General features: G+C 40.7%; 28 protein-coding genes, 1 other RNA gene and 1 riboswitch. Of the genes, 6 read left to right on the top strand and 23 right to left on the bottom strand.

Annotated elements, in window-relative coordinates:
• Positions 1–10: 10 nt before the first annotated feature.
• The 3 genes from C6347_RS11430 to C6347_RS11420 form a co-directional block, all read right to left on the bottom strand.
• Entirely contained in the window at positions 11–622 is a 612-nt protein-coding gene (locus tag C6347_RS11430; protein ID WP_060596589.1) for an HD domain-containing protein, read from the bottom strand.
• A 13-nt stretch (positions 623–635) separates the two neighbouring features.
• Positions 636–1118 carry a glutathione peroxidase gene (locus C6347_RS11425; RefSeq protein WP_003216059.1) on the bottom strand — a complete coding sequence of 161 codons (483 nt, stop codon included), beginning with the start codon at positions 1116–1118 and terminating at the stop codon, positions 636–638.
• A gap of 74 nt (positions 1119–1192) precedes the next feature.
• A complete protein-coding gene (locus C6347_RS11420; RefSeq protein WP_034660993.1) occupies positions 1193–2875 on the bottom strand; it encodes a formate--tetrahydrofolate ligase in 1683 nt (560 codons plus the stop codon).
• Between the two features lie 138 nt (positions 2876–3013).
• Here C6347_RS11420 and metA point away from each other — a divergent pair, with 138 nt between their 5' ends.
• The gene (gene metA / locus C6347_RS11415) at positions 3014–3922 is read left to right on the top strand and encodes a homoserine O-acetyltransferase MetA (protein WP_034660994.1); all 909 of its coding nucleotides are present in this window, start codon (positions 3014–3016) and stop codon (positions 3920–3922) included.
• Between the two features lie 228 nt (positions 3923–4150).
• On the top strand, positions 4151–5302 hold the full coding sequence (locus C6347_RS11410) for a diglucosyl diacylglycerol synthase (protein ID WP_095285307.1): 1152 nt from the start codon (positions 4151–4153) through the stop codon (positions 5300–5302).
• A 33-nt stretch (positions 5303–5335) separates the two neighbouring features.
• Here C6347_RS11410 and C6347_RS11405 read toward each other — a convergent pair whose 3' ends face one another.
• Entirely contained in the window at positions 5336–6037 is a 702-nt protein-coding gene (locus C6347_RS11405) for an AIM24 family protein (protein ID WP_034660996.1), read from the bottom strand.
• Positions 6038–6296: 259 nt separating this feature from the next.
• Between C6347_RS11405 and cspD the strand changes: the two genes are divergently transcribed.
• Entirely contained in the window at positions 6297–6497 is a 201-nt protein-coding gene (cspD, locus tag C6347_RS11400; RefSeq protein WP_003215784.1) for a cold-shock protein CspD, read from the top strand.
• Positions 6498–6548: 51 nt separating this feature from the next.
• Here the strand turns inward: cspD and C6347_RS11395 are convergent, their stop codons facing one another.
• From C6347_RS11395 to C6347_RS11385, 3 genes are all read right to left on the bottom strand, one after another.
• On the bottom strand, positions 6549–6731 hold the full coding sequence (locus tag C6347_RS11395) for a hypothetical protein (RefSeq protein WP_003215507.1): 183 nt from the start codon (positions 6729–6731) through the stop codon (positions 6549–6551).
• Positions 6732–6900: 169 nt separating this feature from the next.
• The gene (locus C6347_RS11390) at positions 6901–7083 is read right to left on the bottom strand and encodes a zinc-finger domain-containing protein (protein WP_003215998.1); all 183 of its coding nucleotides are present in this window, start codon (positions 7081–7083) and stop codon (positions 6901–6903) included.
• Between the two features lies 1 nt (position 7084).
• Positions 7085–7756 carry a ribonuclease H family protein gene (locus C6347_RS11385; RefSeq protein ID WP_106048303.1) on the bottom strand — a complete coding sequence of 224 codons (672 nt, stop codon included), beginning with the start codon at positions 7754–7756 and terminating at the stop codon, positions 7085–7087.
• A gap of 94 nt (positions 7757–7850) precedes the next feature.
• Here C6347_RS11385 and C6347_RS11380 point away from each other — a divergent pair, with 94 nt between their 5' ends.
• The 3 genes from C6347_RS11380 to C6347_RS11370 are packed head-to-tail and all read left to right on the top strand — an operon-like array spanning position 7851 to position 9107.
• Positions 7851–8540: a queuosine precursor transporter gene (locus C6347_RS11380; RefSeq protein ID WP_060596706.1), complete on the top strand. Its 690-nt coding sequence runs from the start codon at positions 7851–7853 to the stop codon at positions 8538–8540.
• A 1-nt stretch (position 8541) separates the two neighbouring features.
• Positions 8542–8937 carry a reverse transcriptase-like protein gene (locus C6347_RS11375; protein WP_034660999.1) on the top strand — a complete coding sequence of 132 codons (396 nt, stop codon included), beginning with the start codon at positions 8542–8544 and terminating at the stop codon, positions 8935–8937.
• A 44-nt stretch (positions 8938–8981) separates the two neighbouring features.
• On the top strand, positions 8982–9107 hold the full coding sequence (locus C6347_RS11370) for a hypothetical protein (RefSeq protein ID WP_003215584.1): 126 nt from the start codon (positions 8982–8984) through the stop codon (positions 9105–9107).
• A 16-nt stretch (positions 9108–9123) separates the two neighbouring features.
• Here the strand turns inward: C6347_RS11370 and C6347_RS11365 are convergent, their stop codons facing one another.
• The 16 genes from C6347_RS11365 to cotD form a co-directional block, all read right to left on the bottom strand.
• Positions 9124–10011: a 5'-3' exonuclease gene (locus tag C6347_RS11365; RefSeq protein WP_060596707.1), complete on the bottom strand. Its 888-nt coding sequence runs from the start codon at positions 10009–10011 to the stop codon at positions 9124–9126.
• A gap of 275 nt (positions 10012–10286) precedes the next feature.
• Positions 10287–10550: a YpbS family protein gene (locus tag C6347_RS11360; protein ID WP_034661003.1), complete on the bottom strand. Its 264-nt coding sequence runs from the start codon at positions 10548–10550 to the stop codon at positions 10287–10289.
• A 41-nt stretch (positions 10551–10591) separates the two neighbouring features.
• Positions 10592–14191, bottom strand: coding sequence for a dynamin GTPase (gene dynA, locus C6347_RS11355; protein WP_106071653.1), 3600 nt, complete (start codon positions 14189–14191; stop codon positions 10592–10594).
• A gap of 133 nt (positions 14192–14324) precedes the next feature.
• A complete protein-coding gene (locus C6347_RS11350; RefSeq protein ID WP_223256532.1) occupies positions 14325–14411 on the bottom strand; it encodes a Fur-regulated basic protein FbpC in 87 nt (28 codons plus the stop codon).
• A gap of 85 nt (positions 14412–14496) precedes the next feature.
• Complete coding sequence (locus C6347_RS11345) at positions 14497–15006, bottom strand: isoprenylcysteine carboxyl methyltransferase family protein (RefSeq protein WP_060596709.1); 510 nt, start codon at positions 15004–15006, stop codon at positions 14497–14499.
• Positions 15003–16103: a type III polyketide synthase gene (locus C6347_RS11340; protein WP_106071652.1), complete on the bottom strand. Its 1101-nt coding sequence runs from the start codon at positions 16101–16103 to the stop codon at positions 15003–15005. Before C6347_RS11340 ends, C6347_RS11345 begins: the two co-directional genes overlap by 4 nt.
• Positions 16104–16537: 434 nt before the next feature.
• The gene (gene pbuX / locus C6347_RS11330) at positions 16538–17857 is read right to left on the bottom strand and encodes a xanthine permease PbuX (RefSeq protein ID WP_066030745.1); all 1320 of its coding nucleotides are present in this window, start codon (positions 17855–17857) and stop codon (positions 16538–16540) included.
• Positions 17854–18438 (bottom strand): xanthine phosphoribosyltransferase, encoded by a 585-nt coding sequence (gene xpt, locus C6347_RS11325; protein WP_106071688.1) that lies wholly within the window; start codon positions 18436–18438, stop codon positions 17854–17856. Before xpt ends, pbuX begins: the two co-directional genes overlap by 4 nt.
• A gap of 118 nt (positions 18439–18556) precedes the next feature.
• Positions 18557–18656: riboswitch (purine riboswitch) on the bottom strand.
• Positions 18657–18792: 136 nt separating this feature from the next.
• Entirely contained in the window at positions 18793–20298 is a 1506-nt protein-coding gene (locus C6347_RS11320) for a carboxypeptidase M32 (RefSeq protein ID WP_034661008.1), read from the bottom strand.
• Positions 20299–20425: 127 nt separating this feature from the next.
• Entirely contained in the window at positions 20426–22363 is a 1938-nt protein-coding gene (locus C6347_RS11315) for an ATP-dependent DNA helicase (protein WP_066030744.1), read from the bottom strand.
• A 74-nt stretch (positions 22364–22437) separates the two neighbouring features.
• Positions 22438–22635: a hypothetical protein gene (locus tag C6347_RS11310; protein WP_034661010.1), complete on the bottom strand. Its 198-nt coding sequence runs from the start codon at positions 22633–22635 to the stop codon at positions 22438–22440.
• 106 nt (positions 22636–22741) lie between these two features.
• Positions 22742–23896, bottom strand: coding sequence for a THUMP domain-containing class I SAM-dependent RNA methyltransferase (locus tag C6347_RS11305; RefSeq protein ID WP_106071651.1), 1155 nt, complete (start codon positions 23894–23896; stop codon positions 22742–22744).
• A gap of 108 nt (positions 23897–24004) precedes the next feature.
• Positions 24005–24388: RNase P RNA component class B (gene rnpB / locus C6347_RS11300), an RNA gene on the bottom strand.
• A 61-nt stretch (positions 24389–24449) separates the two neighbouring features.
• A complete protein-coding gene (gene gpsB, locus C6347_RS11295) occupies positions 24450–24755 on the bottom strand; it encodes a cell division regulator GpsB (protein ID WP_012010336.1) in 306 nt (101 codons plus the stop codon).
• A 75-nt stretch (positions 24756–24830) separates the two neighbouring features.
• A complete protein-coding gene (locus C6347_RS11290) occupies positions 24831–25373 on the bottom strand; it encodes an SLOG family protein (RefSeq protein WP_060596714.1) in 543 nt (180 codons plus the stop codon).
• Positions 25374–25422: 49 nt separating this feature from the next.
• Entirely contained in the window at positions 25423–25659 is a 237-nt protein-coding gene (gene cotD / locus C6347_RS11285; protein ID WP_080984739.1) for a spore coat protein CotD, read from the bottom strand.
• Positions 25660–25793: the final 134 nt, after the last annotated feature.

Here is a 25793-nt window from a genome sequence, read left to right as displayed (position 1 = left end):
CATAAAGACCCTACTCATCTGTAAGGCCGCATTCTTCTTTCCACGTCTTGATAAATAAGCTCATCAATTCATGCCGCTCCTCAGCAAGCTGCTTTCCTGCAGAGGTGTTCATCAAGTCTTTTAATTTGAGCAATTTTTCTTCCATATGCTTTAGCACGGAACCCTGCTGCGTGTTATTTGTATAGTGGGGCTCCCCTCTTGCGCCTGCATAAGTAAACACTCTTGCAATACCGCTTGCCCCTATCGCATCGAGTCTATCTGCGTCTTGAACAATGGCCCCTTCTAACGTCATAGGCCTATTCTGCTTATGTCGATGACGAAAAGACATCGTGGTAATGATATCAATGATATAACGAATATCCCGCGTATTAACTTCCCAAGAAAGGAGCTGAAGCTCAAGTTGTTGCGGTGAAAGCTTCCATTCACTCGACAGCTTTTCATCAATGACATCATGAACAATCGCTGCCATTTCGATCATAAAAAGAGAGCCGCCTTCCTGATTAGCAATCTGGCGGGCAAGCTGGCGCACACGATCAATATGAGCCGCATCGTGTCCAGTCGGTTCATATTTCAGCTGATCTGAAACAAAGGAGGCAGCTGCCTCCAATTGTTTTTTCTGCATGACTGTGAGCACCTTATTTGTCCAAAAGAGCGATGATGGAGCTTTCTAATTCTTTTGGTGATGTTTTCGGAGAGAACCGCTCAGTGACTTCTCCGTTTTGATCCACGATAAATTTTGTGAAATTCCATTTCACTGTTTTCGTTCCAAGTACACCTTTTGCATGACTTGTTAAATGTTTGAAAAGCGGATGCGCATTGTCACCATTGACATCTACTTTCGCAAACATAGGGAAGGTTACGCCATAATTCAAAGAACAGAATTCCTGAATCGCTTCTTCCCCTTCTGGCTCCTGATTCATAAATTGGTTGCACGGAAATCCTAAAATTTCAAGGCCCTTTTCATGATATTGATCATATAGCTCTTGCAATTGTTTGAATTGAGGAGTCAGTCCACATTTGCTTGCTGTGTTGACAATAATGAGTACTTTTCCTTTGTAATCTGCCATTGATTTTTCCTGACCGTTAATGGTCTTGACCTGAATATCATAAATTGACATCTCATAGCCTCCTAGGATTCACTTTTTCCTATCGTAACATGCTTCTTTTATAAAATCGCTTTTTATGCCTCCTGTTAAAAGAGCCCTGTCACACTGCCGTCTTCTAATAAATCCATCTCGAGCGCCGCAGGTTTTTTAGGTAATCCAGGCATTGTCAGAATGCTTCCGGTTAAAGCAACAATAAATCCTGCTCCTACAGATGGTTTTAACTCACGAATCGTAATGGTAAAGCCCTTAGGTCTCCCAATTAAAGCTGGATCATCCGAAAGTGAATATTGCGTTTTTGCCATACAAACCGGTAAATGACCCCAGTCGTTTTTCTCGATGGCTGCCAGCTGCTTTCTTGCTTTTGAAGTGAGTGTGACCCCGTCTGCTCCATAAACCACTTGGGCAACTTTAGATAACTTTTCTTCGATGGAATCATTTTCTTCATACAAATAGGAAAAGTGGTTCTTCTTCTTTTCAATAAGTGTCGCGAGTTCCTCGGCAAGTGCAGTCCCGCCTTCGCCTCCTTCTTCCCATACATTCACAGCTTTGACTGGATGGCCATGTGCGTGGCACCAATCTTCTATCGATTGAATCTCTTCTTTTGTATCAGTGATAAACCTGTTTACTGCGACGATGTATGGAAGACCGAAGGCTTGCACAGTTTCAATATGCTTTTCTAAATTATGTATACCTTCTAATACGGCATGTGCATTCTCTTCTTTGAGTTCAGTTTTCTTCATTCCGCCATGCATCTTTAATGCTCTGACAGTCGCCACAATGACCACTGCACCAGGCTTGAAATCACCAGCTCTTGTTTTAATGTGCAGGAACTTTTCTGCTCCAAGATCTGCTCCGAATCCAGCTTCTGTTACCACATAATCGGCTAATTTCGCCGCCATTTTGGTTGCAATCAAACTATTACATCCATGCGCAATATTGGCAAAAGGACCACCATGTACTAGGGCCGGAGTTCCTTCAATCGTTTGAACAAGATTCGGTTTGAGCGCGTCTTTTAAAAGTAACGTAAGAACACCTTCATATCCAAGTGCTCCAACTGTGACTGGCTCGCCATCTTGATTATAGGCAACAACAATAGAAGAAAGACGTTTTTTTAAATCGGTTAAGTCTTCTGCTAAACAAAGGATGGCCATCATTTCGGAGGCAACTGTGATGTCAAATCCGTCTTCTCTAGGATACCCATTTAACTGACCGCCAAGTCCGACAACGACCTGTCTTAATGCACGATCGTTTAAATCAAGCACTCGCTTCCATACAATGCGGCGCGAGTCGATGCCGAGTTCATTTCCGTGATGGATATGGTTATCAATGAACGCAGATAAGGCATTATGTGCAGAAGTAATGGCATGAAAATCTCCTGTAAAATGAAGATTGATTTCTTCCATTGGCAGCACTTGTGAATATCCTCCACCCGCTGCACCGCCTTTTATGCCCATTGTAGGACCTAATGAAGGCTCGCGCATCGCAATGATTGCTTTTTTCCCAATTTTTTCGAAGGCTTGACCGAGGCCGACTGTTACGGTAGACTTCCCCTCACCTGCTGGCGTTGGATTGATCGATGTGACAAGAATCACATGTCCTTCTTTTTGTTCTTTTAAACGGTCAAAAATAGTCAAAGATATTTTCGCTTTTGTGAAACCATAGCATTCTAATTCTTCGTCATGTATTTGCAGCTTTGCTGCGATGTCTTGAATAGGTCTCAGCTTTGCCTTTTGGGCGATGTCAATATCTGATAAATGCTTTGTGATCATAAATAAACGGCCTCCTTTTTTTCCAGAAACAGCTTTGTTTTTGCTCTGTTTTTCATTGTAACATAATTGAAACATTGAAATATCGCCAGAAAGTTCCTATAATGAAGTGAAATTAGCTTTGGTTCAGGGGGTGGCGAGTTGCCTATTAACATACCAGTTCATCTGCCGGCAAAACAAATACTAGAGAGCGAAAACATTTTCGTCATGGATGAGACAAGGGCATTCAAGCAAGATATCCGTCCTTTGAATATCGTGATCTTAAATTTAATGCCAAAAAAAATACAAACTGAAACGCAGCTGCTAAGAATGCTCGGAAATTCTCCTTTGCAAGTGTACTTTACGTTTTTGATTCCAAGTACGCATACACCGAAGAATACGTCGAGAGAGCATCTAGATGAATTTTATACGACCTTTGAATCGATTCGCCATAAGAAATTTGATGGAATGATCATCACCGGCGCACCAATTGAACATTTAGCTTTTGAAGAAGTGTCCTATTGGAAAGAGCTTCAGGACATCTTGGACTGGAGTAAAACCAATGTGACGTCTACCCTTCATATTTGCTGGGGTGCACAGGCAGGCCTATATCACCATTATGGGATTGAAAAAATCAAGCTTCCCGAGAAAAAGTTTGGCGTATTTGAGCATCTTGTGAAAGAGAAAAAAGAAAGATTAGTCAGAGGTTTCGATGAAGTATACTATGTCCCACATTCGAGGCATACAGATATTAATACAGAACAATTAAAAAACACGCCGAATTTGAAAGTATTGAGTATCTCTGAAGAAGCGGGTGTTTGTTTAATTGTTTCAGATGATGATAAACAAGTATTTTTAACTGGACATCCTGAATATGATACGGACACATTGAAGCAGGAATATGAAAGAGATTTGTTGAAGCATGATACAGTCCAAAAACCTGTCCACTATTTTATAGAAGATGGTGACACATTAGTCCCAGTGAATCGCTGGAAAGCCCATGCCACTTTACTGTTTATGAATTGGCTCAATTATTATGTTTATCAAGAAACACCATACGTTTGGGAATAAAATAGACTGTGGTCTGATGATAAATGATCAAAATGTGTTAAAATACAAATGGCTCTGTCTTCCATTATCAATTTAGTCTCGTTGTTTTTTAAAATTAGTTTAATTCTTTCGTAACGAATGATATGCTCTGGCTGTTTATATGTTATCTTTATGTATATGTAGACCTATGAGATTAATAGTTTTCGTACGAAGTTTTGTTGTTGTTGATTACATTTGAGGTGAATATTCTTGAATACCAATAAAAAAATATTAATCTTGACCGCAAATTATGGAAATGGACATATGCAGGTGGCTAAAACACTGTATGATGAATGCAAATCCCAAGGGTTTGAACATGTTGTAGTTTCTAATTTGTATCAAGAATCAAATCCCATTGTGTCAGAAGTGACTCAATATTTATACTTGAAGAGCTTTTCCATTGGGAAACAATTTTATCGCTTGTTTTATTACGGTGTAGATAAAATTTACAATAAACGCAAATTTAACATTTATTTAAAAATGGGAAATAAGCGTCTTGATGAACTCATTCAATTACACAATCCGGATATCATTATTATTACATTCCCGATGATTGTTGTTCCAGAATACCGGAACAAAACAGGCAAAGTCATCCCGACATTTAATGTCATGACAGATTTCTGTCTTCATAAGATTTGGGTACATGAAAACATCGACCGATACTATGTTGCAACCGATTATGTGAAACAAAAATTAGTGGAAATCGGCACACATCCAAGCGATGTCAAAGTGACAGGCATTCCTATTAGACCACAATTTGAAGCAGACGTGCCAAAATCGAAGATTTATAAAAAATATGGATTATCATCAAACAAAAAAGTTCTTCTGATTATGGCTGGTGCTCATGGTGTACTGAAAAATGTCAAGGAATTATGTGAAGCGCTGCTTCTCGACAGTGAAGTACAAATTGTTGTTGTATGCGGAAAGAACGCAGCGCTGAAACAATCACTGAGCGATCTTGAACAAGCACATCCAGATCAATTGAAGGCGCTTGGATATGTGGAACAAATTGATGAATTGTTCAGAGTAACAGATTGTATGATCACAAAACCAGGCGGTATTACTTTAACAGAAGCAACAGCAATCGGTGTCCCGGTCATTCTTTACAAGCCTGTCCCTGGACAAGAAAAGGAAAATGCTCATTTCTTTGAAGATTATGGTGCGGCCATCGTCATCAACAGACATGAAGACATTTTAGAATCTGTGACCAACTTGCTGCAAGATGAAGAAAAGTTAGAAGTCATGAAACAAAACATTAAAAAACTGCACTTAAAGCATTCTTCTCAAACCATTTTGGAAGATATCGTTGAGCAATCAGATCTCATCACGAATAACAAAACGTATGCTCGTGCATTATCATAAAAAGGTGTCCGTCATTGACGGACACCTTTTTCTTTATCCTTGATTTCCATTTGTTGTGTACACTTCTTCAAACGGCTGCACGACAACAAAACCGCTTCCGCTAAATTTCATTTGAATAGACTCTCCGCTTCCTCTGCCAATAAAGGTTTTGAATGAAACATCTGTCACAAATTCAGTTTTTAAATCCCCTGACCATGCAACTGTCGCGTTCGGATCTGTATAGACAGAGTCACCCGGCTGAACAATCAATGTGAGCGGCTCATAATGACTCGTAATCGCAACAAGGCCTGGTCCTTCTAATTTGACATTAAATAAACCGCCTGCAAGCATGCCCGACACTTTTTTCATCAATTTGATATCCCAGCGCACTGACGGTTCAAATGCGAGCAGATCATTCCCATTCACAAAAATGGAATCCCCTTGAGCCAAACGAAGAATTGAGATTTTTTTGCCTTGATCTGCCACATATAATTTCCCATCACCTGTTGCCTTCATGAGTGAAGTGCCTTCTCCTGACAGCATTTTTTTGAACATCTTTGAGACGCCATGTTCAAAAACGCCCTCGCGTTCAAACTTGATTTTGCCTCGGTACGAAACCATGGAACCTGTTTTTGCCCAAATGGTATCAGTCAAATTAATTTCTAAAAGTCTTGATGTTTCAAGTTCGAAGACCCCTTCTCCTTTATCTTCCTGCTGCGTATTCTGAACAAATTCTTCAAGTGTATAACGATTCATGATAGCACCTCTTCCTGTATTTTTTTTATATACGGACAAGGTGTGCATAAAGTTTCAGAAAATGGGGACGGTTTATCTTTTATTATTATTCGCCAAAAAAAATCAAACATTCTGCTCAAAATTTGGCTCTCACGCTTGACGCTTTACTTTTGATGGTGTATAGTGGAACCATCATTTAACAACTGCAAAGTCGTTAGGTGATGAAAATTTTTTTTAGTATGCCAAAAGGTATGCTACAGTACTAGGAGGAAAAAGCAATATGCAAAACGGTAAAGTAAAATGGTTCAATAATGAAAAAGGTTTCGGCTTCATTGAAGTTGAAGGCGGAGACGATGTATTCGTTCACTTCACAGCTATCGAAGGTGACGGCTACAAGTCTTTAGAAGAAGGACAAGAAGTTTCTTTTGAAATCGTTGAAGGTAATCGTGGACCTCAAGCTGCAAACGTAACAAAAATCTAATCAACTAAATCAATGATGTAAAGACAAAATAAAGAGAGGCCTATGCCTCTCTTATTTGATTTTCAGCTGAATTTCAATCGCTAAAATATTTTGCTTCAGTCGTTGTTCAATTTCAGAGATATCTTTTTCGAGAAAAGGTCTTCCCTTCTTTGCTACATCTACTAGTTGCTCTAGATCGCTGTACACCTCTTGAAATGTTCGATGTAATACCGTTTCGAACTCCTTATTATTCATACCGGCCTTCCCCTTTTCCTCTAATATCCGTCACTTAGTCAAAAAGTAACTCAACCAAAACTTTCTATAGTTATATCGGCTCATTTTTCAGAATATGTTCTTTTTTTACACATTCTATCCGTTTTTTTTCATGAACGGATGTTTGAGCAGGGAAAACCGGTGCGTCCGCTTACTTTTTGAGCAGCGTCTGTCCATATTCTTTTATTTTCTCTCCAACGGTGCATTGCTGTATACAAAAGGAATGGGCATATTTTTTGCCAAATTCTTTCCGAAAATGCTTCTTAATCAAACAATCTGAACAATACGTGTCTTGAAGATCGGTCAATTCTTGTACTGCTGTTTTTTTATCCACATTATTCAGCTCCGTCTGCTTCTAATTTCAATGTACTTTCGATTGGGACGTCTGCAAGAATCTGTCTTGCAAGCTGATCCGCTTCTGCATTTTGTTTCCGATCGATGACTTCATAGGTTGGTGTCAGCTTCAGCTCTTTTAAAGCCGCTTCAATTCGGTCAAGCCATTTGTTATGTACATCATCATAACAAGGCCATTCTCCTTTTAACTGATTCATGACAACAAGTGAATCTCCTCTAATCGTGACAGAATTTCTGCTTGCCCCTAGGTCTTTTAAAGCTTTTACTGCCTCAAATAAAGCCGCATACTCTGCTTCATTATTGGTGCTCCCTTGGAAAGGCTGATTTTTTCTCAATCGATAAGCGTCTTTTCCCAGCTTATAGTAGACGACAACTCCAAGACCAGAGTCGCCTGTTTCTTTATGAAAACTTGCATCAAAATAGACTTGAAGCTGATCAGGTTCAAGCTTTAGTTCTTCATTTAGCTTTTCAAGCTCTTTTATGGACCACATGGCCCCTTTTTCATCTTCAAATGACAGGAGTGACTGTGGTTCTTTTTTGTCGATATGTTTTGCTAAAATCAAGGCCTCATTTAGCTCCATCCAATCTTCTTGGAAAAAAGCAATGGACCCAATTGATTTCACTTTCATTGTGTAGTGTGCTCTTAATTTCATTGATCACATCGCCTTCCCGTGCTTTTAAGGTAAACATACGTTATGCTATAATCAAAAAGTTACATTTTACAATGAGAAAGGAAGTTCATGTCACTTGTTTAATGAAGGTATTTGGATCTTATTTGCGATCATTAATTTTATCATTGTTCTTCTATTTTATAAAGGATTTGGCAAGATGGGCCTTTTTGTCTGGATTGGCTTTGCGACGGCTGCCGCAAATTTACAAGTTGTCAAAACCGTTGAATTATTTGGCTTAACGGCAACACTTGGAAATATTTTGTACGGCAGTGTGTTCTTTGCAACGGACGTATTAAATGAAAAATATGGACAAAATGAAGCGAGAAAAGCTGTCTGGATTGGCTTTGCCACCCTTTTAACACTAACTGTTGTCATGCAGGAGGCTTTGCTTTTCCATCCCGCTCCATCTGATATCTCACAATCATCGCTGGAAACGATATTTGGCTTTATGCCAAGGGTTGCACTTGGCAGTCTCGCTGCTTATATGATCAGTCAAATGCTAGATGTTTATGTATATTCGTTTATTCGCCGGATATTTCCTTCCGATGGTGCGCTCTGGGTGCGCAACGCGGGAAGTACGATGATTAGCCAGCTTCTTGATACACTGATTTTCACGACCATTGCCTTTCTTGGCACGTATCCATTTCATGTATGGATTGAAATCTTCATCACGACATATGTCATTAAATTTATCGTAGCTGCGATTGCGACACCTTACGCGTATGCAGCGAAAAAAATGGTTCCGCTTGATGAAAGGGTGAAATAATGTGCCAGCTGAAATATACATTGATGGTGCAAGTGCAGGTAATCCAGGTCCCTCTGGCATCGGCATTTTCATTAAATATGATGGAAAGGCTGAATCCTTCTCCATTCCTCTTAGATCAATGAGCAATCACGAAGCAGAATTTTCCGCTCTGATCGAGGGGATGAAAATATGCGCGGAAAAAGGATTGCGTACCGTTTCATTTCGAACAGATTCACAAGTAGTTGACCGCGCAGCCAATGCAGGATTTGCTAAAAATCCAGCCTTTCAGCATTTTATCAAAGAGATGATCGAACTTCAAAGCCAGTTTGATTTATTTTTCATTAAATGGATTCCGAGTAAGGAAAATCAAATAGCGGATCAGCTCGCTAGAAAAGCGATTCACCTTTCTAAAGGATGAATCGCTTTTTTTCGGTTATGCTAATGTGTGTGAGGTGATACTGATTGGATAAAGAAAATAAAGGTCGTGTCACAAATGGGACAACCCCACAAGGTGATGCGCAAACAAAAGATAAACAGCCACTATCTCAGCTGGAAAATAGAGCGAAGAAAAGCAATACAAAAAGATAAACCTGAGAGATCGGCTTTAGCTGATCTCTATTTTACTTAAACGATTCATCATCGGTTCGATTCCTTTGATTTGATGGTACCTCAGCATAGCAGCAGCACGTTCTTGATTGATGTTCATTTTCGTCTCATCAATTGGACAGCTGAGCGGGACATCACATTTGATCTCTGCCAATAGACGAGAAAGCTTCAGATCTTCTAATCCTGCTTGCATTTTCTTTTGCTGTGCAGCCGTTAGTTCATGGACATTTTCTAGCAAACCGTCAATCGTTTCATATGTTTGGATAAATTTTAATGCGGTTTTTTCTCCGATTCCTTTGACACCTGGATAATTATCACTTGCATCACCCATGAGTGCTTTCATATCGATCAGCGCCTTTGGAGAGATTCCCATTTCCTCTTCGAATAAGGCTTTTGTATAATGTTTATAATTGCCAATTCCTTTTTGCATCAAGGCAACAGTGACTTGTTCATTCAAAATTTGCAGCAAATCTTTGTCTCCAGTTAGGACAGTCACCCGTGCTTCTTTTTGGTAGAGCGCAGCAAGAGTACCGATACAATCATCTGCTTCAAAGCCCTTTAAACCAATGTTTACAATTCCCAGTTCTTCTGTAGCTTCTTTTGCTAAATCGAATTGCGGAATGAGCTCGACAGGCGCCTCTCCTCGATTTGCTTTATAATCTTGAAACAATTCGTTTCGGTATGTTTGGCTTCCCATATCCCAGCAGCAAACAATATGAGTTGGCTCAAATGTCTGTACAGCCGTTAATAAGTGCTTTAAATAGCCATTGACTCCATTTGTCGGCACACCGTGATCATTTATCATAAAATTGCGATGTACAGCCGTTGCATAAAACGATCTGAACAAAAGCGCCATTCCATCTACAAGCAGTACGTGTTTATTCATTCTTATAAACTCCCTTTTTCAAAACAATACTCCTATTCTATCACAGAACACAAAACTCGACATAAAAAAGGCGCCTTCTTCTTTTAGAAAAGAAGAGGCACCCTGTTTACTTTTGACCGTATTGCATTTTTTTCGACTCTGCTTCTGCATAGGACGGCATGTCTTTTTGTTTAGGGTCACGCTCATCCTGCTGCTTTGTCTGTTGCTTTTTTTTCATGATCATTCCCCTTTCTCGGTACATTCATTAAGATGACCAAAAAAGAGAAAGTTACTCTTTACTTCTGTTTCCGCTTGACATACTCCCTGACCATATCATTCGTCACATGCTTACGCAGCGGAACAATACCGCCTCGTGCAAGCTCATTCATCTTCGACGTAATGGCATTGATGTCGTCTGTTGTAAATGGCTCGTTTTGCTCACATTTGAATACAGCAGTCTCTATTGCTTGTTCTCTTTTCTGTTCAAGCTCAAGAAAGGACTGAATATGAGCATGCTGCTTTTGTGAGTGAGCGGAAATCTCTTCGTGTACGCTCGTCATTTTCTATCAACTGCTTTCTTTTTTATTTAGTCTACCATGAATCAAATGGTTTTCAACTGGTTCTTCCATTCGTTTGTTTGTTCATATACTTGTTCAATTACCGCCTGTTCTTTGGCATCTGTCGTTAGGCTCGTGATAAATGTTTGTTTTTGTTCACTTAGCTGCTCGAGCGCTTCTGTTTCATATCTTTCAGTAAAGGTCTTCACCATTGTGTCGTACCTGCTCAGTAATTCTTCTTTTTCTTTATCTGCCCATTTCGTGGTTAACTGATGAAGAATATCTCGAATCGCTTCAATGAACGCAGCCTTTCCATTCTGTTCAAAGAAAACTTTCGCTGATTTTTGCTTCTTTAAGAGCGGTTCGAATGGTGTCAGTTCAGATTCGACTTCAATTTGTTTCAGCTCAGCATTTTTCTCTTCTGGCGGCGACAGTGAGAGAGAAAAGTAAGGGTCTTCTGCACATGCCGCCTGCAATCCTTTTTCCCATTCCTCTTGGAAGTATTGATGAATAAACGATTCCATTCGGATATCAAGCGCCTTTAACTCCTGTACAAATTCAAATTCATAATCCTTCAGTGCCTGTTCAAGCGCTTTTTTCAACTGCTGCCTGAAGTCTCCTTGAGATATTCCAGGGTAAAAGGCTGTCTTTAACAGATCATTCGCAAATAGTGATAGGCGCTGGACAATATGATAGAGCTGTTCATGTAAGTCCTTTTTCACACTTTCTGTCACTAGCTTAGATTGTTTGATATGACTCATTTGATCAAGAATCGCTTCATAGGATGTGTCTATCTTTTTCTTTTCCGCTTGCTTCTCATCTTCTGACTGATGCAGTGTCGCATGCAGCTTGTCGACTGTGCTACATAACATGCCGGCTTCAAAATACAAAAGCTCGATCGCATCTTTCGTTAATTCTTCCTCAATAAAATAGTCGAGCTGTTTTCTAAGCTTTGCATATTGATTATAAGCTGTCTCTCCCTTTCCTTCGATTTCTTCCTTACTGGACACATGATGAAGGTTTGGGTTTCGGATGCCTTCTTTTGTGAGCTCATTATTCACATAGTCAAAGACGGTGTCAAGCTCTGCTTGATCCTTTGCGAGGTCAGCTGCATTGATAATAAAGAACATTTTATCCATGCTAAATGAATCTTTTACAAGCCCAAGCTTACGTAAAAATGACCGATCTGCCTTCGAGAAAGAGTGCTGGTAGTAAGTTAAATAAAGAAGAGCATCTGCGTCCTTCATATATTGAAAGGCAATCTCTGTATGGCGCTTATTCATACTGCTGGCGCCTGGCGTATCAACAATAGTCAGCCCTTTATCTGTTAAAGGTGTACTCAAATACACCGTCACTTCCTTCACCACACAAGAAACAGCTTCTTCCGCCACATATGGCCTCAGTTCTTGAAGAGTGACATGAAGCGGCGTTTGCTTCGTAATGTGATGAAGGAAACGTGTATGCGCTTGTAAAAAATGTTCAACAATGATGCGGTGATCTTGTTCAAGCTGTCTTTTTTTCAGCGTTCGTTCGAGCTTGGATGTAAACGTCTCTCCCTTTTCTTCTGAGATCGAAAATCCGAGGATCTGATTGAGCTCCTCTAATATATCCTGTTCTGTTTTGAACACCACTTTTACACTTTCATGCGGGTGATCTTCCGTCGGCCGCGTCAGCTTATTAATCGTTGCCGTTGTTGGCGTGGGAGAGGATGGCAGTACCTTTCTCCCAACAAGGGCATTTGCAAAGGAAGATTTCCCCGAACTAAAAGCCCCAAATAAAGCGAGTGTGAATTCTTTCGCTTGCAGCCGCTTTGTTCGTTTTTCAAAGGACTTTCTTTGAGATTTGAGAGCGTCTAATGGCAATAAAATCTGAGAAAGCTGTTCAAACTGGTCAATTGACTGTGCCGTCGTGACATGCTGTGACTGACGCATTTGATGTTGCTCTGTCTGCTTCTGCGGTTTTTCTTGCTCGCTCTCTTCGGGATGAATGGGCGCGTGATCCTGCTTTAGCTGGTCATGCTGCATCCGCCTCTTTTTCGCATAAAACCAATCTTCTTCGATCTGTTCATCCGTTCCGTTTTGCCATATATCCCATACATGTTGAATATCACGCTTCATTTGTTCATTTTTTCCGATGCACTGCTCAAGCGTTTGGAGTTCTTTTGCAGACTGGTCCCATTTTTCTTGATGTTTTGCTTTATCTTTCATAAGCTGGGCTTTCAGCGACTCAGACATTTGTTCAATCAGTGTCATCGCTTTCTGTTTTGCCTGTCTTCTCAAGGCTTCGCCAGCATCTTTTGCATATTGTAGTACGTATTCATTGGAGAACGTCGCACCATGATGAATCACACTTTCAAGGAGTGCTTCTTGCACAGGTGTTTCAAATGCCATCACTTGATTTAATAACTCTTCACCAAGCTGATGCTTCTTGACTTCTTTTTTAAGCAGCTCAGCAATATGCCAGTCCACTTCAGCTTTCATCCTCGCTTTGACATCTGTTAAGAAGTCGGTTGCCCGTTTTTCTTTTTCTTGCTCAGTTTTATTTTTAGCAAAAAGCAGTCCCACTTTAAAGCCAGGTGCTTTTGATTCAATATAGTCGCTTGCGAGTTCCCTCATTTTAAATGGAGTGAGGTTGGCATTCTTTAAAATGCTCTCGACTTCAGAAGATACTTCATCTTCTAACTGTTTGGCTCCATTTTCAATGAAGTAGTTTTTCGCTTCAAACTCCTTTACTTCTTTTCTTTTTTCTTGAAGCTGTGAATCAAGCTCTTCACCTTGCAGCTCTTCTTTTAACGAGTCAATGTGTTCTTTTAAAACATGCTCAATTTTTTGCTCAGTATAAGCACGAAGTGATGCTTTCGGCAACGTCTGTAATTCTTGTAGTTTTTCGATTAAACGAATCATTTCATTTCTTGGATGCGTCTCATCGGTTACAGATGTAAAGTATAGATGATCTTCTTCAATGCCCTCTTTAAGGAGCATGTCAATCACTTGATTTTTGTAGTCTTCAAATGCAGTCTCATGCTCATCATGCCGGTCCACTTGATTCACGATGAAATAAAGATTTGGCACTTTTTCTTTAATGGAACGAATGAAACGAATGTTTTCTTCAGAATGAACATGGTTGTAGTGAACGACATAAAAAAGAGCATCTGCTTGATGAAGAATAGAGGCAGCAGACAAAAAGTGTGCATGATCCGTTGAATCAATTCCTGGCGTATCAATCAGTGCCACCTTTTCTCCCAGTCCTCTATAGTCACCGCTAATTTCCACCATCTCAATCTGTTCTCCATCCTTACAAAAACGCTGTACTGCTTCTTTATCATAAGAACCGCTCATTTTTGCAAAACGGTCATCAGAGGTGTGAAGCTGCACTTCACTTTCCCCTTTCCTCACGACGACCAAGTTTGCACTTGTTGGGATTGGGCTCGTTGGCAAAATGTGATCATGAAGCAGATGATTCACAAGTGATGACTTTCCAGCAGAATAGTGGCCGGTAAATGCGATATACACTTCTTCTTCTGCTTCCTTTTTGATAATCGATGCAAGTTTGGCTGCGCGCTCATGATCATCCCTTTTGAGAAAGCTTTGATATAAAGCTCCTGTAGTTTGAACGAGCGAATCTCGAATAGACAAGTCTTTCATGACGATAAACCCCTTTGTTTTTAGAAAAGTCAGTTATGTATGTGATACCATTTTACACAAAATAAAGAGATTTTTCTTCTGATCTGAGGAAATAAAAAAAATCTGCTGCCCGATCAGTCGCAATTGACTGAGATCAGGAAGCAGATTTTTTGGAGACACCTTTTAATACGAAGCCAATTAATAGGCTGTATATACACACCGTACCGAGTAAGAAAATCATTGTCATGTGATCACCGTCCATCCTTCATGATTGAGAATGTTTATCATTAATGAAAGTGTAGCACAATTGATAATGATTTTCAATATTAATTTAGCAAATACTGATTTAACGCTTTCTCCTCTGTTTGAATTCTTACAGCCATCATCCATGCATTTAAACACGTAAACAAAATGGCAGTGACATACGCCTCAAACAATAGCGGGATCAGCAAAAGCTCAATCGCCACGACTACATAGTTAGGGTGTTTCAACCAACGATACGGCCCTTTTTTTACAATCATTGCGTTTGGCACGACTAAAATCTTTGTATTCCAGTACGTCCCAAGGGAGCATAATGCCCAGTATCGAATGACCTGTGTAGCCATCAGGAAAAGGAGCAGCACAAGAAAATACCGGGACGACCCCTTATGTAAAAGCCCTATCTCAACTATGAGTGAGAGAAAAAAGGCCGTATGCATAGCGACCATATAGGGATAATGACTAGCACCAAATTCAATGGCACCCATCGCTTTTACTTTTCTTTCATTTCTTTTGGCCACAAGCATTTCAATGAGCCGCTGACAAACGAAGAACCCGATAACAAGCCAAATGATCATGACAAGACATCCTCCCATTTCATAAGCAGCAGTTCTGAGGAAAAGCCTGGACCAAGCGCCCCGCAAAGGCCAATATCCCCCGCTTCAATTGATTGATGTTCAAGGAAATGCTTGATGACATACAAAACTGTGGCAGAGGACATATTTCCGTGTTGTTTGAGTACTTCTTTTGAAGAAAATAGCTGATTCTCTCGTAAAGATAGACTTTCAACATAGGCATCAATCACTTTTTTTCCTCCAGGATGGGCAAGAAAAACGGATAAGTCTTTAGTTGAACATCCAAGCTCCTCTAAAAATTGATCCACCTGCTCTTTTAACCAGCCTGAAATCATAGACGGAATGTCACGGGAGAAAATAACCCGAAAGCCGTCACTTGTAAATTCCCAGCCCATCACATCCTCAGAATCCTTCATCGTGACGGATTGTGTACTTAGTACTTTAGGGACTGTTTTTAAATGGGCATATTCTAGTGCAGCCGTTTCTCCAGCTAAAAGAGCCGCAGCCGTCCCGTCTCCAAATAAGGAGGTGCCGATTAAATTGCTTTTTGATTGATCTTGCGGCTGAAAGGTTAAACTGCACAGCTCACAGGCAACGACGAGCACCTTTGCTTCTGGATATGCCCTTATGTATTCATAAGCCCGAGACAGCCCTGCCGCACCACCCCCGCACCCTAGCCCCCAGATCGGTACTCGTTTCGTATAAGGAGAAAAAGGAAGTACGTTCATCAGCTTTGCATCAAGACTTGGGGTCGATAAGCCGGTACTTGAAATAAAAAACAGTGCATCGATCTCTTCAACCGGAATCGGCTTTTTCAGAAACGCCTGCTCTTGAAGACAATGTAAGATCGCTTCTTTTGCATGAGCCAGTGCCTTCTCCAAATAGATATTGTTTTTCTCTTCAAAAGAGTGGTGCGTCTGATACCATTCAATGGGCTGCACAAACTGCCTGCTCTGAATTTCTCCATTTTGAAAAGCTCTCAGCAGCCGATCAATATCTTTAAACGATCGTTTAAATTGAGACCTAGCAAATTGAGCAGCTGTTTTCTGATCCACGTGATGCTTCGGGTGACTCGTTCCAATTGAAAGAATGTACGCCATCGGCTTCACCTCTTTTTTCGTTAATATCCCCTATCGAAAAAAGGATATACATGCCAAATCGTCACAATTCAGTCAAAACATTTTCCTCCGTCTAACTTTTTGTCTTGACGACAATTGATAAATATTGGATAATATAGTTGAAAACATGATGTAGTTTTCCTCCTTCACAGGTTCGTTCCAAGCCAAGCGAACCTGCTTTTTTTATGCAAAAAAACACCTCTTAATGAGAGGTGTTTCAGATTGTTGACAAAGGGCTAAAATGATCTTTATTTTAGCCCTTTGTCTTCTTTTCAGCGTGATAGAAAACCTTTGAAGTCTAGGAAGGACGAGCACCGAAGCGGAGCGAATTTAACATTCGTGAGCATCGGCGCACAGGACTGACACCGAATGCGAGGGTTTGTCTACACGCTGAAACACCTCTTAATGAGAGGTGTTTACATAACAGATTGCTTAGGTTCTTCTATCAGATCCTGCCCTGTTTCTTTTTTAAATGGAATCATGTGATAAATAATATGAAGCAAAATAGCGGTAAAGCTACCGGCCACAATTCCGTTACTTGTTAATAATTTCATTGATTCTGGCAAATGCTCAAACATTTGCGGCACGACGGTGACACCTAAGCCGATCCCAACTGAGCAAGCAACAATTAGTAGGTTTTCCTGTTTGGCAAAATCCACGCGCGAGAGCATTTTAATACCGTAGGCAATGACCATCCCAAACATGGCGACCATTGCGCCGCCAAGAACTGATTTTGGAATAATCGTCGTAAATGCAGCAATTTTAGGAAAAAGTCCAAATAACATGAGCAATGCTCCTGTCACAACGATGACTTGATTTTTCTTGACTCCTGTCAACTGGATCAACCCAACGTTTTGCGAGTAGGCTGTGTAAGGAAATGCATTGAAAATACCACCTAATAAAACAGCAATCCCCTCTGCGCGATAGCCTTTCGCTAAATCCTTCTCTTTTAATGACCGGTTTGTTAAATCACCTAATGCGAAATAAACACCTGTTGATTCGACTAATGACACAATCGCAACTAACGTCATCGTCATAATGGGTGCAAACTCAAAGGTAGGCATGCCGAAATAAAATGGTTCAATCATACGGAAAACTTGAGCGTTCGCCACCTCAGCTGTTTCCACTTTCCCCATAAATGCAGCGACTGCTGTCCCAAGGAGAATACCGATTAAAATAGCGATCGCCTTCATAAAACCTTTTGTGAATCGATAGAGCAGCACAATGATAAACAGCACAAGGAAAGCGAGGCCTAGATTTTCAAAAGAACCATAATCTGCACTTCCTTCTCCTCCTGCCATATTGTTCATCGCTACTGGAATAAGGGTAATGCCAATAATGGTAACGACAGACCCTGTCACGACAGGCGGGAAAAATTTCACAAGCTTCCCAAAGAAAAAGGAAAGAAGAATGATGATACACCCAGAAGCGATAATACTTCCATAGATAGACGAAATTCCATATTTAGAGCCAATCGCAATCATAGGAGAAACCGCAGTAAATGTACAGCCTAATACAACAGGCAGACCGATACCAAAGAAACGGTTTTTCCATACTTGAAGAAGTGTGGCAGCCCCGCACATGAAAATATCTGCCGAGATTAAGTAAGTCAGCTGTGCAGGGGTGAGGCCGAGCGCATCTCCCACAATGAGCGGCACAAGAACGGCACCTGCATACATCGCCAGCACATGCTGAATCCCTAGCGAGAGCGTTTTGGCTTTTTTAGCGGCACTCATGATTGTACCTCCCGTACAAACGTGACTTTCCCTTCCTTAAGTGATTCAATACGTGCAAGGGACTCGACGCGGTAGCCCATTTGAACAAGCGCATTCCTTCCGGGCTGAAATGACTTTTCAATGACAATGCCAAATCCGGCTACTTTCGCCTTCGCCTGCTTTGCGATTGCAGCAAGCCCTTTAGCGGCTTCACCGTTCGCTAAAAAGTCATCAATGATTAATACACAATCTTTTTCACTGAGATGCGTATTTGAAACAGCGATCGTGCTTTCTACTTTTTTCGTAAAAGAGTACACACTCGCTGTTAATAGGTTATCTGTTAGTGTTAGTGATTGACGTTTTCGAGCAAAGACAACTGGTACTTGAAGAGCTAGTCCAGCCATCACAGCAGGTGCAATGCCAGAAGATTCGATTGTGACAATTTTTGTAATGCCATCATGCTTGAATAATCTAGCAAACTCTTGCCCGATCTCATGCATTAACACAGGATCAATTTGATGATTTAAAAAGGCATCTACCTTTAACACTTGATTTGACAGAACGATTCCTTCGTTCTCAATTTTTTGACGTAACAATTCCATCATTCTTCCTCCCAGCATATTGGCAAACATTTTCATTTTTTGCATAAAAAAAGCATTGCTGTCCATGAGGAGCAAGCAATGCGAAAACGATCCACGGATCTTCAGCTCAAACAAGAGCTGTTTCATTTTGCTCACTCATAGTCGGACTGTATCGGTGTCCGGTAGAAACTTGCGTGCCATCATCACGCGATTATATGAGTGTTATAGTGTTCAAATTATAACAAGATTTCAGACGCTTGGAAAGCACTTTTCCAGAAAAATACCGAACTTAAATAATAGATCAGATCAAAACGTTCGTTTTTAGAATATTCAAGCATCAAAAAAGCACCCTTCTGAGCAAAGGGTGCCTTTTATTTAAGATAAATACAATTTCGTATATTTATCTGTTAAATAATCGATTAAATATTGCACATTTAATTCCTCACCAGTCGCATCTTGAATGATTTCAGATGGTTTTTTGCGTTTTCCATGCTGGTGAACATGTTCTGTGAGCCATTCTTTTATCGGTGCAAAAGACCCGTTTTGAATCAGCTCATCAAAATTCGGTAAATCTTTGATCATTTGGTGCTTTAGTTGCGCCGCATACATATAACCAAGCGCATATGAAGGGAAATATCCAAAGCTTCCATCAGACCAGTGAACATCCTGCAAAATACCGAGTGCATCATTAGGAGGCGTAATGCCAAGATACGCTTTATATTTTTCATTCCACAGTGCAGGCAGGTCTTCAACTGCTACTTCTTCATTAAAAATCGCTTTTTCAATTTCATAGCGGATGATAATGTGAAGCGGATACGTCAGTTCATCTGCCTCAATTCGAATGTAAGTCGGCTTCGATTCATTCACTGCATGCACAAAGTCTTCTAAAGAGACATCTTTAAATTGCTCAGGAGACGCTTCTTGCAGCTTATGATAATACGTTTTCCAGAAATCTTCATGTCTGCCGATAAAATTCTCAAAGAAAAGAGACTGTGATTCATGGATCCCCATTGATGTGCCATCACATAATAGCGTTCCGCTCAGTGCCTCATCAATGTTTTGCTCGTAGATGGCATGACCACACTCATGAATCGTGCCAAAGATCGCCATCCGAAAATCATGCTCATCATAACGGGTCGTCACACGAACATCCCCTCTGCTCAATGTCACAGCAAACGGATGAACCGTTGTATCCAGACGTCCTGCGTCAAAGTCATACCCCAATTCTTTTAAGAAGAAGAGACTCAGTTCCTTTTGTTTGTCGATCGGAAAGCTTTTCGATAAAAATGAAGTATCCGGCTTATGAGGAGAGGCTTCGATTTTTTTCACGAGAGGAACAATGGCATCACGAAGTGCACCAAACTTTTGATCGAGCTGTTCAACCGTCATATCTGGCTCATAGTTATTGAGCAGCACATCGTATGGCGTTTGTTTCACGCCCCAATATTGAATAAAGCGCTTGTTAAAATCAATGAGCTGTTTTAAGTATGGTGCAAAGAGTGAAAAGTCTGATTTCTCCCTTGCTTCTACCCAGACATGCTCTGCTTTTGATTGCAAAATCGAGTATTCTTTAAATTCTTCTTTCGGAATTTTGCTGTTTTCATCATACTCTTTTTGTGATAATTCGAGCGCCTTTTGTGTATCTTTTGACAGCTCATCTCGATGTTTGTTTAATGCGTGAAGAAGATCTCTCATTTCATCAGAAGTCTTCATATTAAAAATATCACTTGATAATTGACCGATCGTTTCAGCTCTGAAATCGGCGCTTTTTTTAGGCGCCTGTGTTCTAGAGTCCCAATAAAGTAAATGGAGCGCCTCCGTATAATGGGCGATTTTTCCTAGTAATTGATAAAACGCTTTCTCTTTTGCTTCAAGACTCATACGTTTGTTCCCCCAATCAATAAAATATGTATGTACGTTTCAAGGCTACTTCAAGGAATGTTCTTTTGTCAATGAAAAAGGAGGATACTCAGATGGTATCCTCCTCTTTTCCTCGTTCGGGCGTTATTTAAGATATGATGATTGGCTTGACTGGCAGAACGGATTCAATTTTACTTTGAAGCTCTGTATCTTCCTTACGGTCAAAATAAATATGAATGGTTCCTGCATCTTGGCTTGTCCGAATCAGCCTTCCAATACCTTGTCGCAAGCGCAGCAGCATATACGGAAGGTCAACTTCAGCACGAGCATCCTTTGCTTCATTCCGTTTTGCCTCAAATACCGGATCATGAGGCGGGTAAGGAAGTCCCCAGATGATCACATTTGTTAGTGATTGTCCTGGAATATCCAGCCCTTCCCAAAGGTGAACAGAGCATAACACGGATGTCTCATCTGCTTGGAACTTTTGAACAATCGTGCTGATTTCCTCGTCTCCCTCAAAATACACGTCGAAAGGCAGTGATTCATCCGATGCCTCAAGCTGCTTTCTAAAGAAATGAAGTTCATCAAATGAAGGGAACAAAATCAGAGATCGTCCTCCGTTTTCTTTCAGCTGAGTGATCACTTGCTGTCCTTTTGCCTCTTGCTCTTGAAGCTGCTGAATCCCGTGGAAATAAATCTTCATTTGCTCATCGTAATCATACGGAGAAGCGACACTCATTGATAAGTAATCTTTGATCCCAAGACTTTCAGCTAAATAATCAAAGGATTGATTTTCAGACAATGTAGCAGAAGAGAAAATGTATGGTCTTTTTTGCGAGAATACTTTTTCACCAAGCACCTCTGCGACTGTCTTTGGCATCACAACAAATGTCGTATCTAACTCCTGCTTTTCAAGCCAGCTAATCGCATTTTTTTGATATAGCGACAGAGAATACGCCATTTGTTCAATGTACTCTTCCACAACAGACAATTCGTATTGATCGATTGTATACATCTCTGATTCAAACACGAGTGCTTCTCCGATTTTTTCAAGCAAATCACACAATTCACTTGCAGACCGCTTCACTTCATCCACACGTCCAATTTCAAGTCGATGCGAGCCCTTGATTTCTTTGGCATGTGTTTTTAAGAGATAGAAGAACTCATCGTTTGTGGCAAGTGCATCTTCAACGAGCTCGGCAAACTCTTCACGTATATCGTTTTGCAACAGGCGCTCTAAAAATGTTTCGAGCATTGATTGCTTCACTCGGTACGTCAGTGCTTTTTGTGCGGCAAATTCAAGAAGGTGCCCTTCATCAAATACGACGGAGCTATGTTCTGGAAGCAGCGGAAGCTGGCCCTCGCGTTTGCGGGATTCCTTCGTCCACACATGCTCCATGTAAAAATCATGAGAACAGATGATGAGATCGGTTGCTTTCCGGTAATGATCTCTTGATAAATTCAGACCGCAGCGATGACGCATATCGCACGTCAAGCAGTCTTGAAACGAGTCATAGCCAATGCGTGACCATTCATCATTTGATAGTTCTGGATACTCTTTTCGATCACCATACGGATAAAAGTTTTGCATGCCATGTGATTCATGAACAAATGAAGGAAGCGATTCATAAATATCGAGCCACTTCTCATCATCTTCACGCTGCATGGTTTTCTCTAGTTTCTTTAAGCATAAATATTGGTCATGCGATTTACTTAATCTCGCATCTATTTGAATATCAAGGTGATTGGCAATTTTATAGATATCACCCTCTTGTTTCACCAGCTGTTCAATTAACGTTTCGTCTGCACATGCAATAATCGCAGGTTTCCCTGTATACCTTGCATATGTGACCGCAAATAATAGATAGACGATGGTTTTGCCTGTGCCTACCCCAGCTTCGGCAAACATCACACTTTTTTCTTTAAAGGCTCTTTCTAGTTGAAAGGCCATAAATATTTGTTCATCTCGAAGATCAAAGCCCTTTTCTGGCAAAATGTCATAGAACACATCACCAATCCAGTTGCCCAGTTCTTCGTAAAAATTATGTTCTTTTGATAATGAAAAAGGCAAACGAGATGCTGTCACCTGCTTCAACCCCCAACTTTTGAATCATTCAGACATTCAATAGTAACATTTATGCTGGGGAATGACAATCTTTTTTACGACCGCAAACGATGTTGATAGGTTTCTTTCATTAAAAATGCATGCTCTGAACGCTCTATGTAAGCCTGAGCAAGCGCTAAATCTTCGATGGCTGCTGTCAGCTGAGCAGATTGTCCACCTTCTTGCCCTTCAATTTTTTGAGCAGTCGAAGCGAGTGCTTTTTGGATTAACTGAAATTGATCATATTGTATCATGGAGACACCTCTTTTTTTAAAATCAAGTTCAGTTTATTCCGTCCCGTGAAGGTTTATACCTTTCTGCGATAAAAAAAGCCACACCTTCTGTAGGTGTGACCATTTTTTATGATTCAGTTGTCTGTTTTCTAGGCGGGCGTTTTCCCCAATATTGGTAATAGTCTGTTTTAATAAAACCATTAAACAGTTTTCTCTTTTTCGTTGCTTTTCTGCCGAAGCACTCTTCGAACTTTTCGTGTGACGTTAAGATGTAAATGGACCAAGTATCTAGGCTCTTAAATGCTTCGCCCATTCCTTGATACATTTTTTCAACAGCTGGTTTATCACTGAGTCGTTCTCCGTAAGGCGGATTTCCGACAATCACACCATACTCTTCTTTCGTTTGAAAGTCTTTCACTTGCATTTGTTTAAATTGAATCAATTCACTTAGACCAGCTTCTTCAGCATTCATTTGTGCAATGTCTACCATCCGATGGTCGATATCACTTGCAATAATGTGGAGCGGCTGATCATAGTTTGCTTTTTCTTCCACTTCGTGACGCGCTTTGTTCCAAACGTCTTCACCAATCCATTCCCATGACTCGGACGCAAATTCCCGGTTAAATCCTGGGGCAATGTTTTGTCCTATCATGGCCGCTTCAATAGCGATTGTTCCTGACCCGCAGAAAGGGTCAACAAACGGACGGTCAGGTGTCCAGTTTGTTAATAGCACGAGTGCAGCCGCAAGGGTTTCTTTAATAGGTGCTCCGCCTTGATCCATGCGGTACCCTCGTTTATGAAGACCCACACCAGATGTATCAAGCGTGAGCACAGCTTTATCTTTTAAAAGGGCAACCTCAATTTTATACTCAGGTCCTGTTTCTTCAAGCCATTCAGACTGTATGTTGTAAGAGGATATGAGTTTTTGCGCGATCGCCTTTTTGACGATACGCTGACAATCCGGCACACTGGCAAGCTGTGATTTCACAGATTTACCGATGACAGGGAACGTGCTGTTTTTCGGTAAAAAAGCGGACCAGTCAATCGCCTTCGTCCTTTCAAACAGCTCATCGAATGTTTTTGCCGAAAATTCAGCTACTTGTACCTTAATCCGGTCTGCTGTACGCAGCCAAAGGTTCGCACGGCAAATCGCAAGAGCATCCCCCTCGAAAATCACTTTTCCATTGTCTACTGTGCAGGCATAGCCAAGGTCTCTTACTTCTTTTGCAACAATCGCTTCAATTCCCATTGGAGCTGTTGCGATGAGTGTATAGGTTTTCATTGTTTTATCACCTGTTTTCTCGTCCTTTTATGTATTCAAGATAAAAGCTCTCCATATGTTGAATAGGAGAGCTTTGTTTTCATCATGTTTATAATAACGGATATAACGTTCTGTAAGCCATGTTTTGTTCCATCGTACTGCAAACGGCAAATGCCTCGTACTCAGGTGGTAATCATCTATCTACAGAATACTCTGTCCTTCTCTCCGTTTGGTTCCTTTGAGAAAGTTCCCCTACCAAGTTTGGGTTTCTCGCTCGAGGGGTTTACCGCGTTCCACTCTCACCATTTCTAGTGAGACTTCGTCACTGTGGCACTTTCAAGGATACTTTGCCATATCCTAAAAGGACGTAGGCATTTTTCCTGCCGTCAGCCTTTCCCAGGCTGCCCTGGCTTATTTTTTCGCCAGGCACGAACACTACGGGCATCTCAGCACCGTGCGAGCATGGACTTTCCTCTGCAATGTCTAAAAGCATTGCAGCGATTACCCGAACGTTAATCAATAATCGTTATTATAAACGACAATGACATCAGGCACAAGCTTTTTTCAGCAAGGCTCAATCATAAAGTTTGCTGCCGAAAACGTGTTTCTCAAGGTTAGATAGTCTTTTTAAAATATCAAAGTTTGTTGTATTAGACTGTGCAGGCTGTCTTTTTCCTTGCTCAACGGCTTCTTCAAGCTGTTTAGACAAATGGAGGTTTTCTTGTTGAAGCTTTTCGATTTCTTGGTTGAATGTCTCATAGTCTTTAATGACCATATCTAAAAATTTATCGACTTCTTCTTGTTTGTATCCTCTGACACCTGTTTTAAATTCTTTTTCTAAAATTTCTTTCGCAGAAAGCTTTACTTTATCAGCAAGCATCTTTTTCACCTCATATCGTGAATTCATAGTATATTTTTTCAGAAATACGTGACGTTGTCAAATTTTCTCTTGCTTTTAGTCAAAAAACGGATCTTCTGCCTCAACTTGCGCTCTCAAATCATCCATTGTGATGTACATAATGGGGTAATCGGTATAGGTTTCCGCTTCTTTGATCATGTACTTTGGCGAGCCATCATGCTCAGGATCATAAAGGGCGAGAAGGCCATCTGTTTTTTCAATAAAAAAACGGTTCTTTTGTTTAAATTGTGCCGGACTTTCATATGGTCTATGCGTGACACTTTCTACAAAATCGGCCTGTGCAAGAATCCCTTCATACAACTCTTTGTTTTGTTCATTCCAGCGCTCTTCCTGTTCATAAAATGGTGTAATGACGGCCAGTTTTAACGCTGGATACTCCTCTTGAAGCTCAAATACCACTTCGGCAGTCCAGATTTCTGCCCCAAGCTGGCCTGATATGAGAACCCATTCCAGACCTTCTTCAATCAGGGCTGTCAGCCTTTTTTGAAGCTCCGCTTTTATGTATTGAAGTGCAGGCTCGTCTTGTTTGAATATCCCAAGCTCAAATGGCTTGTACCCTGTGACAGCAATAATTTTCATTTTTTCACCTGCTTTTAAAAAAAGGGACTTCTAAAAGTCCCATTTCACTTTATCTGTTACAGCAAGGTCCACCGCAGTTAAAGTGTTGATGTGTTGCCGGGTCCACCTGAGAAAACGTATGTGGGAAGTAGTGAACATGTTTGAAATTTTGATGGTGAACATTTGTCACATGCTGCGGATGGATATGCGGCACAATTGTTGTTGAATCGCTGTGTGTACAGCAATGATTCGTCGGATGAACAATTGGCTGTGTAACATTCGGCTGGCAATGATGATGATGGTACATGTAGCATTCCCCTCTCCTTAATTTTCTTACATTAACAATGTATGAATTAAGAGGTGTACATGTACTAATGCATTAACCTATTTTAAAAGTTTGCAAGAAAAACATCCTTATAGTTTGAAAACACAAAAGCGACC

The organism is Bacillus sp. NMTD17, from assembly GCF_002998735.1.
GTDB lineage: Bacteria > Bacillota > Bacilli > Bacillales > Bacillaceae > Bacillus.
The sequence above is the reverse complement of the archived record's forward strand: the minus strand, read 5'-3'. Positions and strand labels throughout refer to the sequence as shown.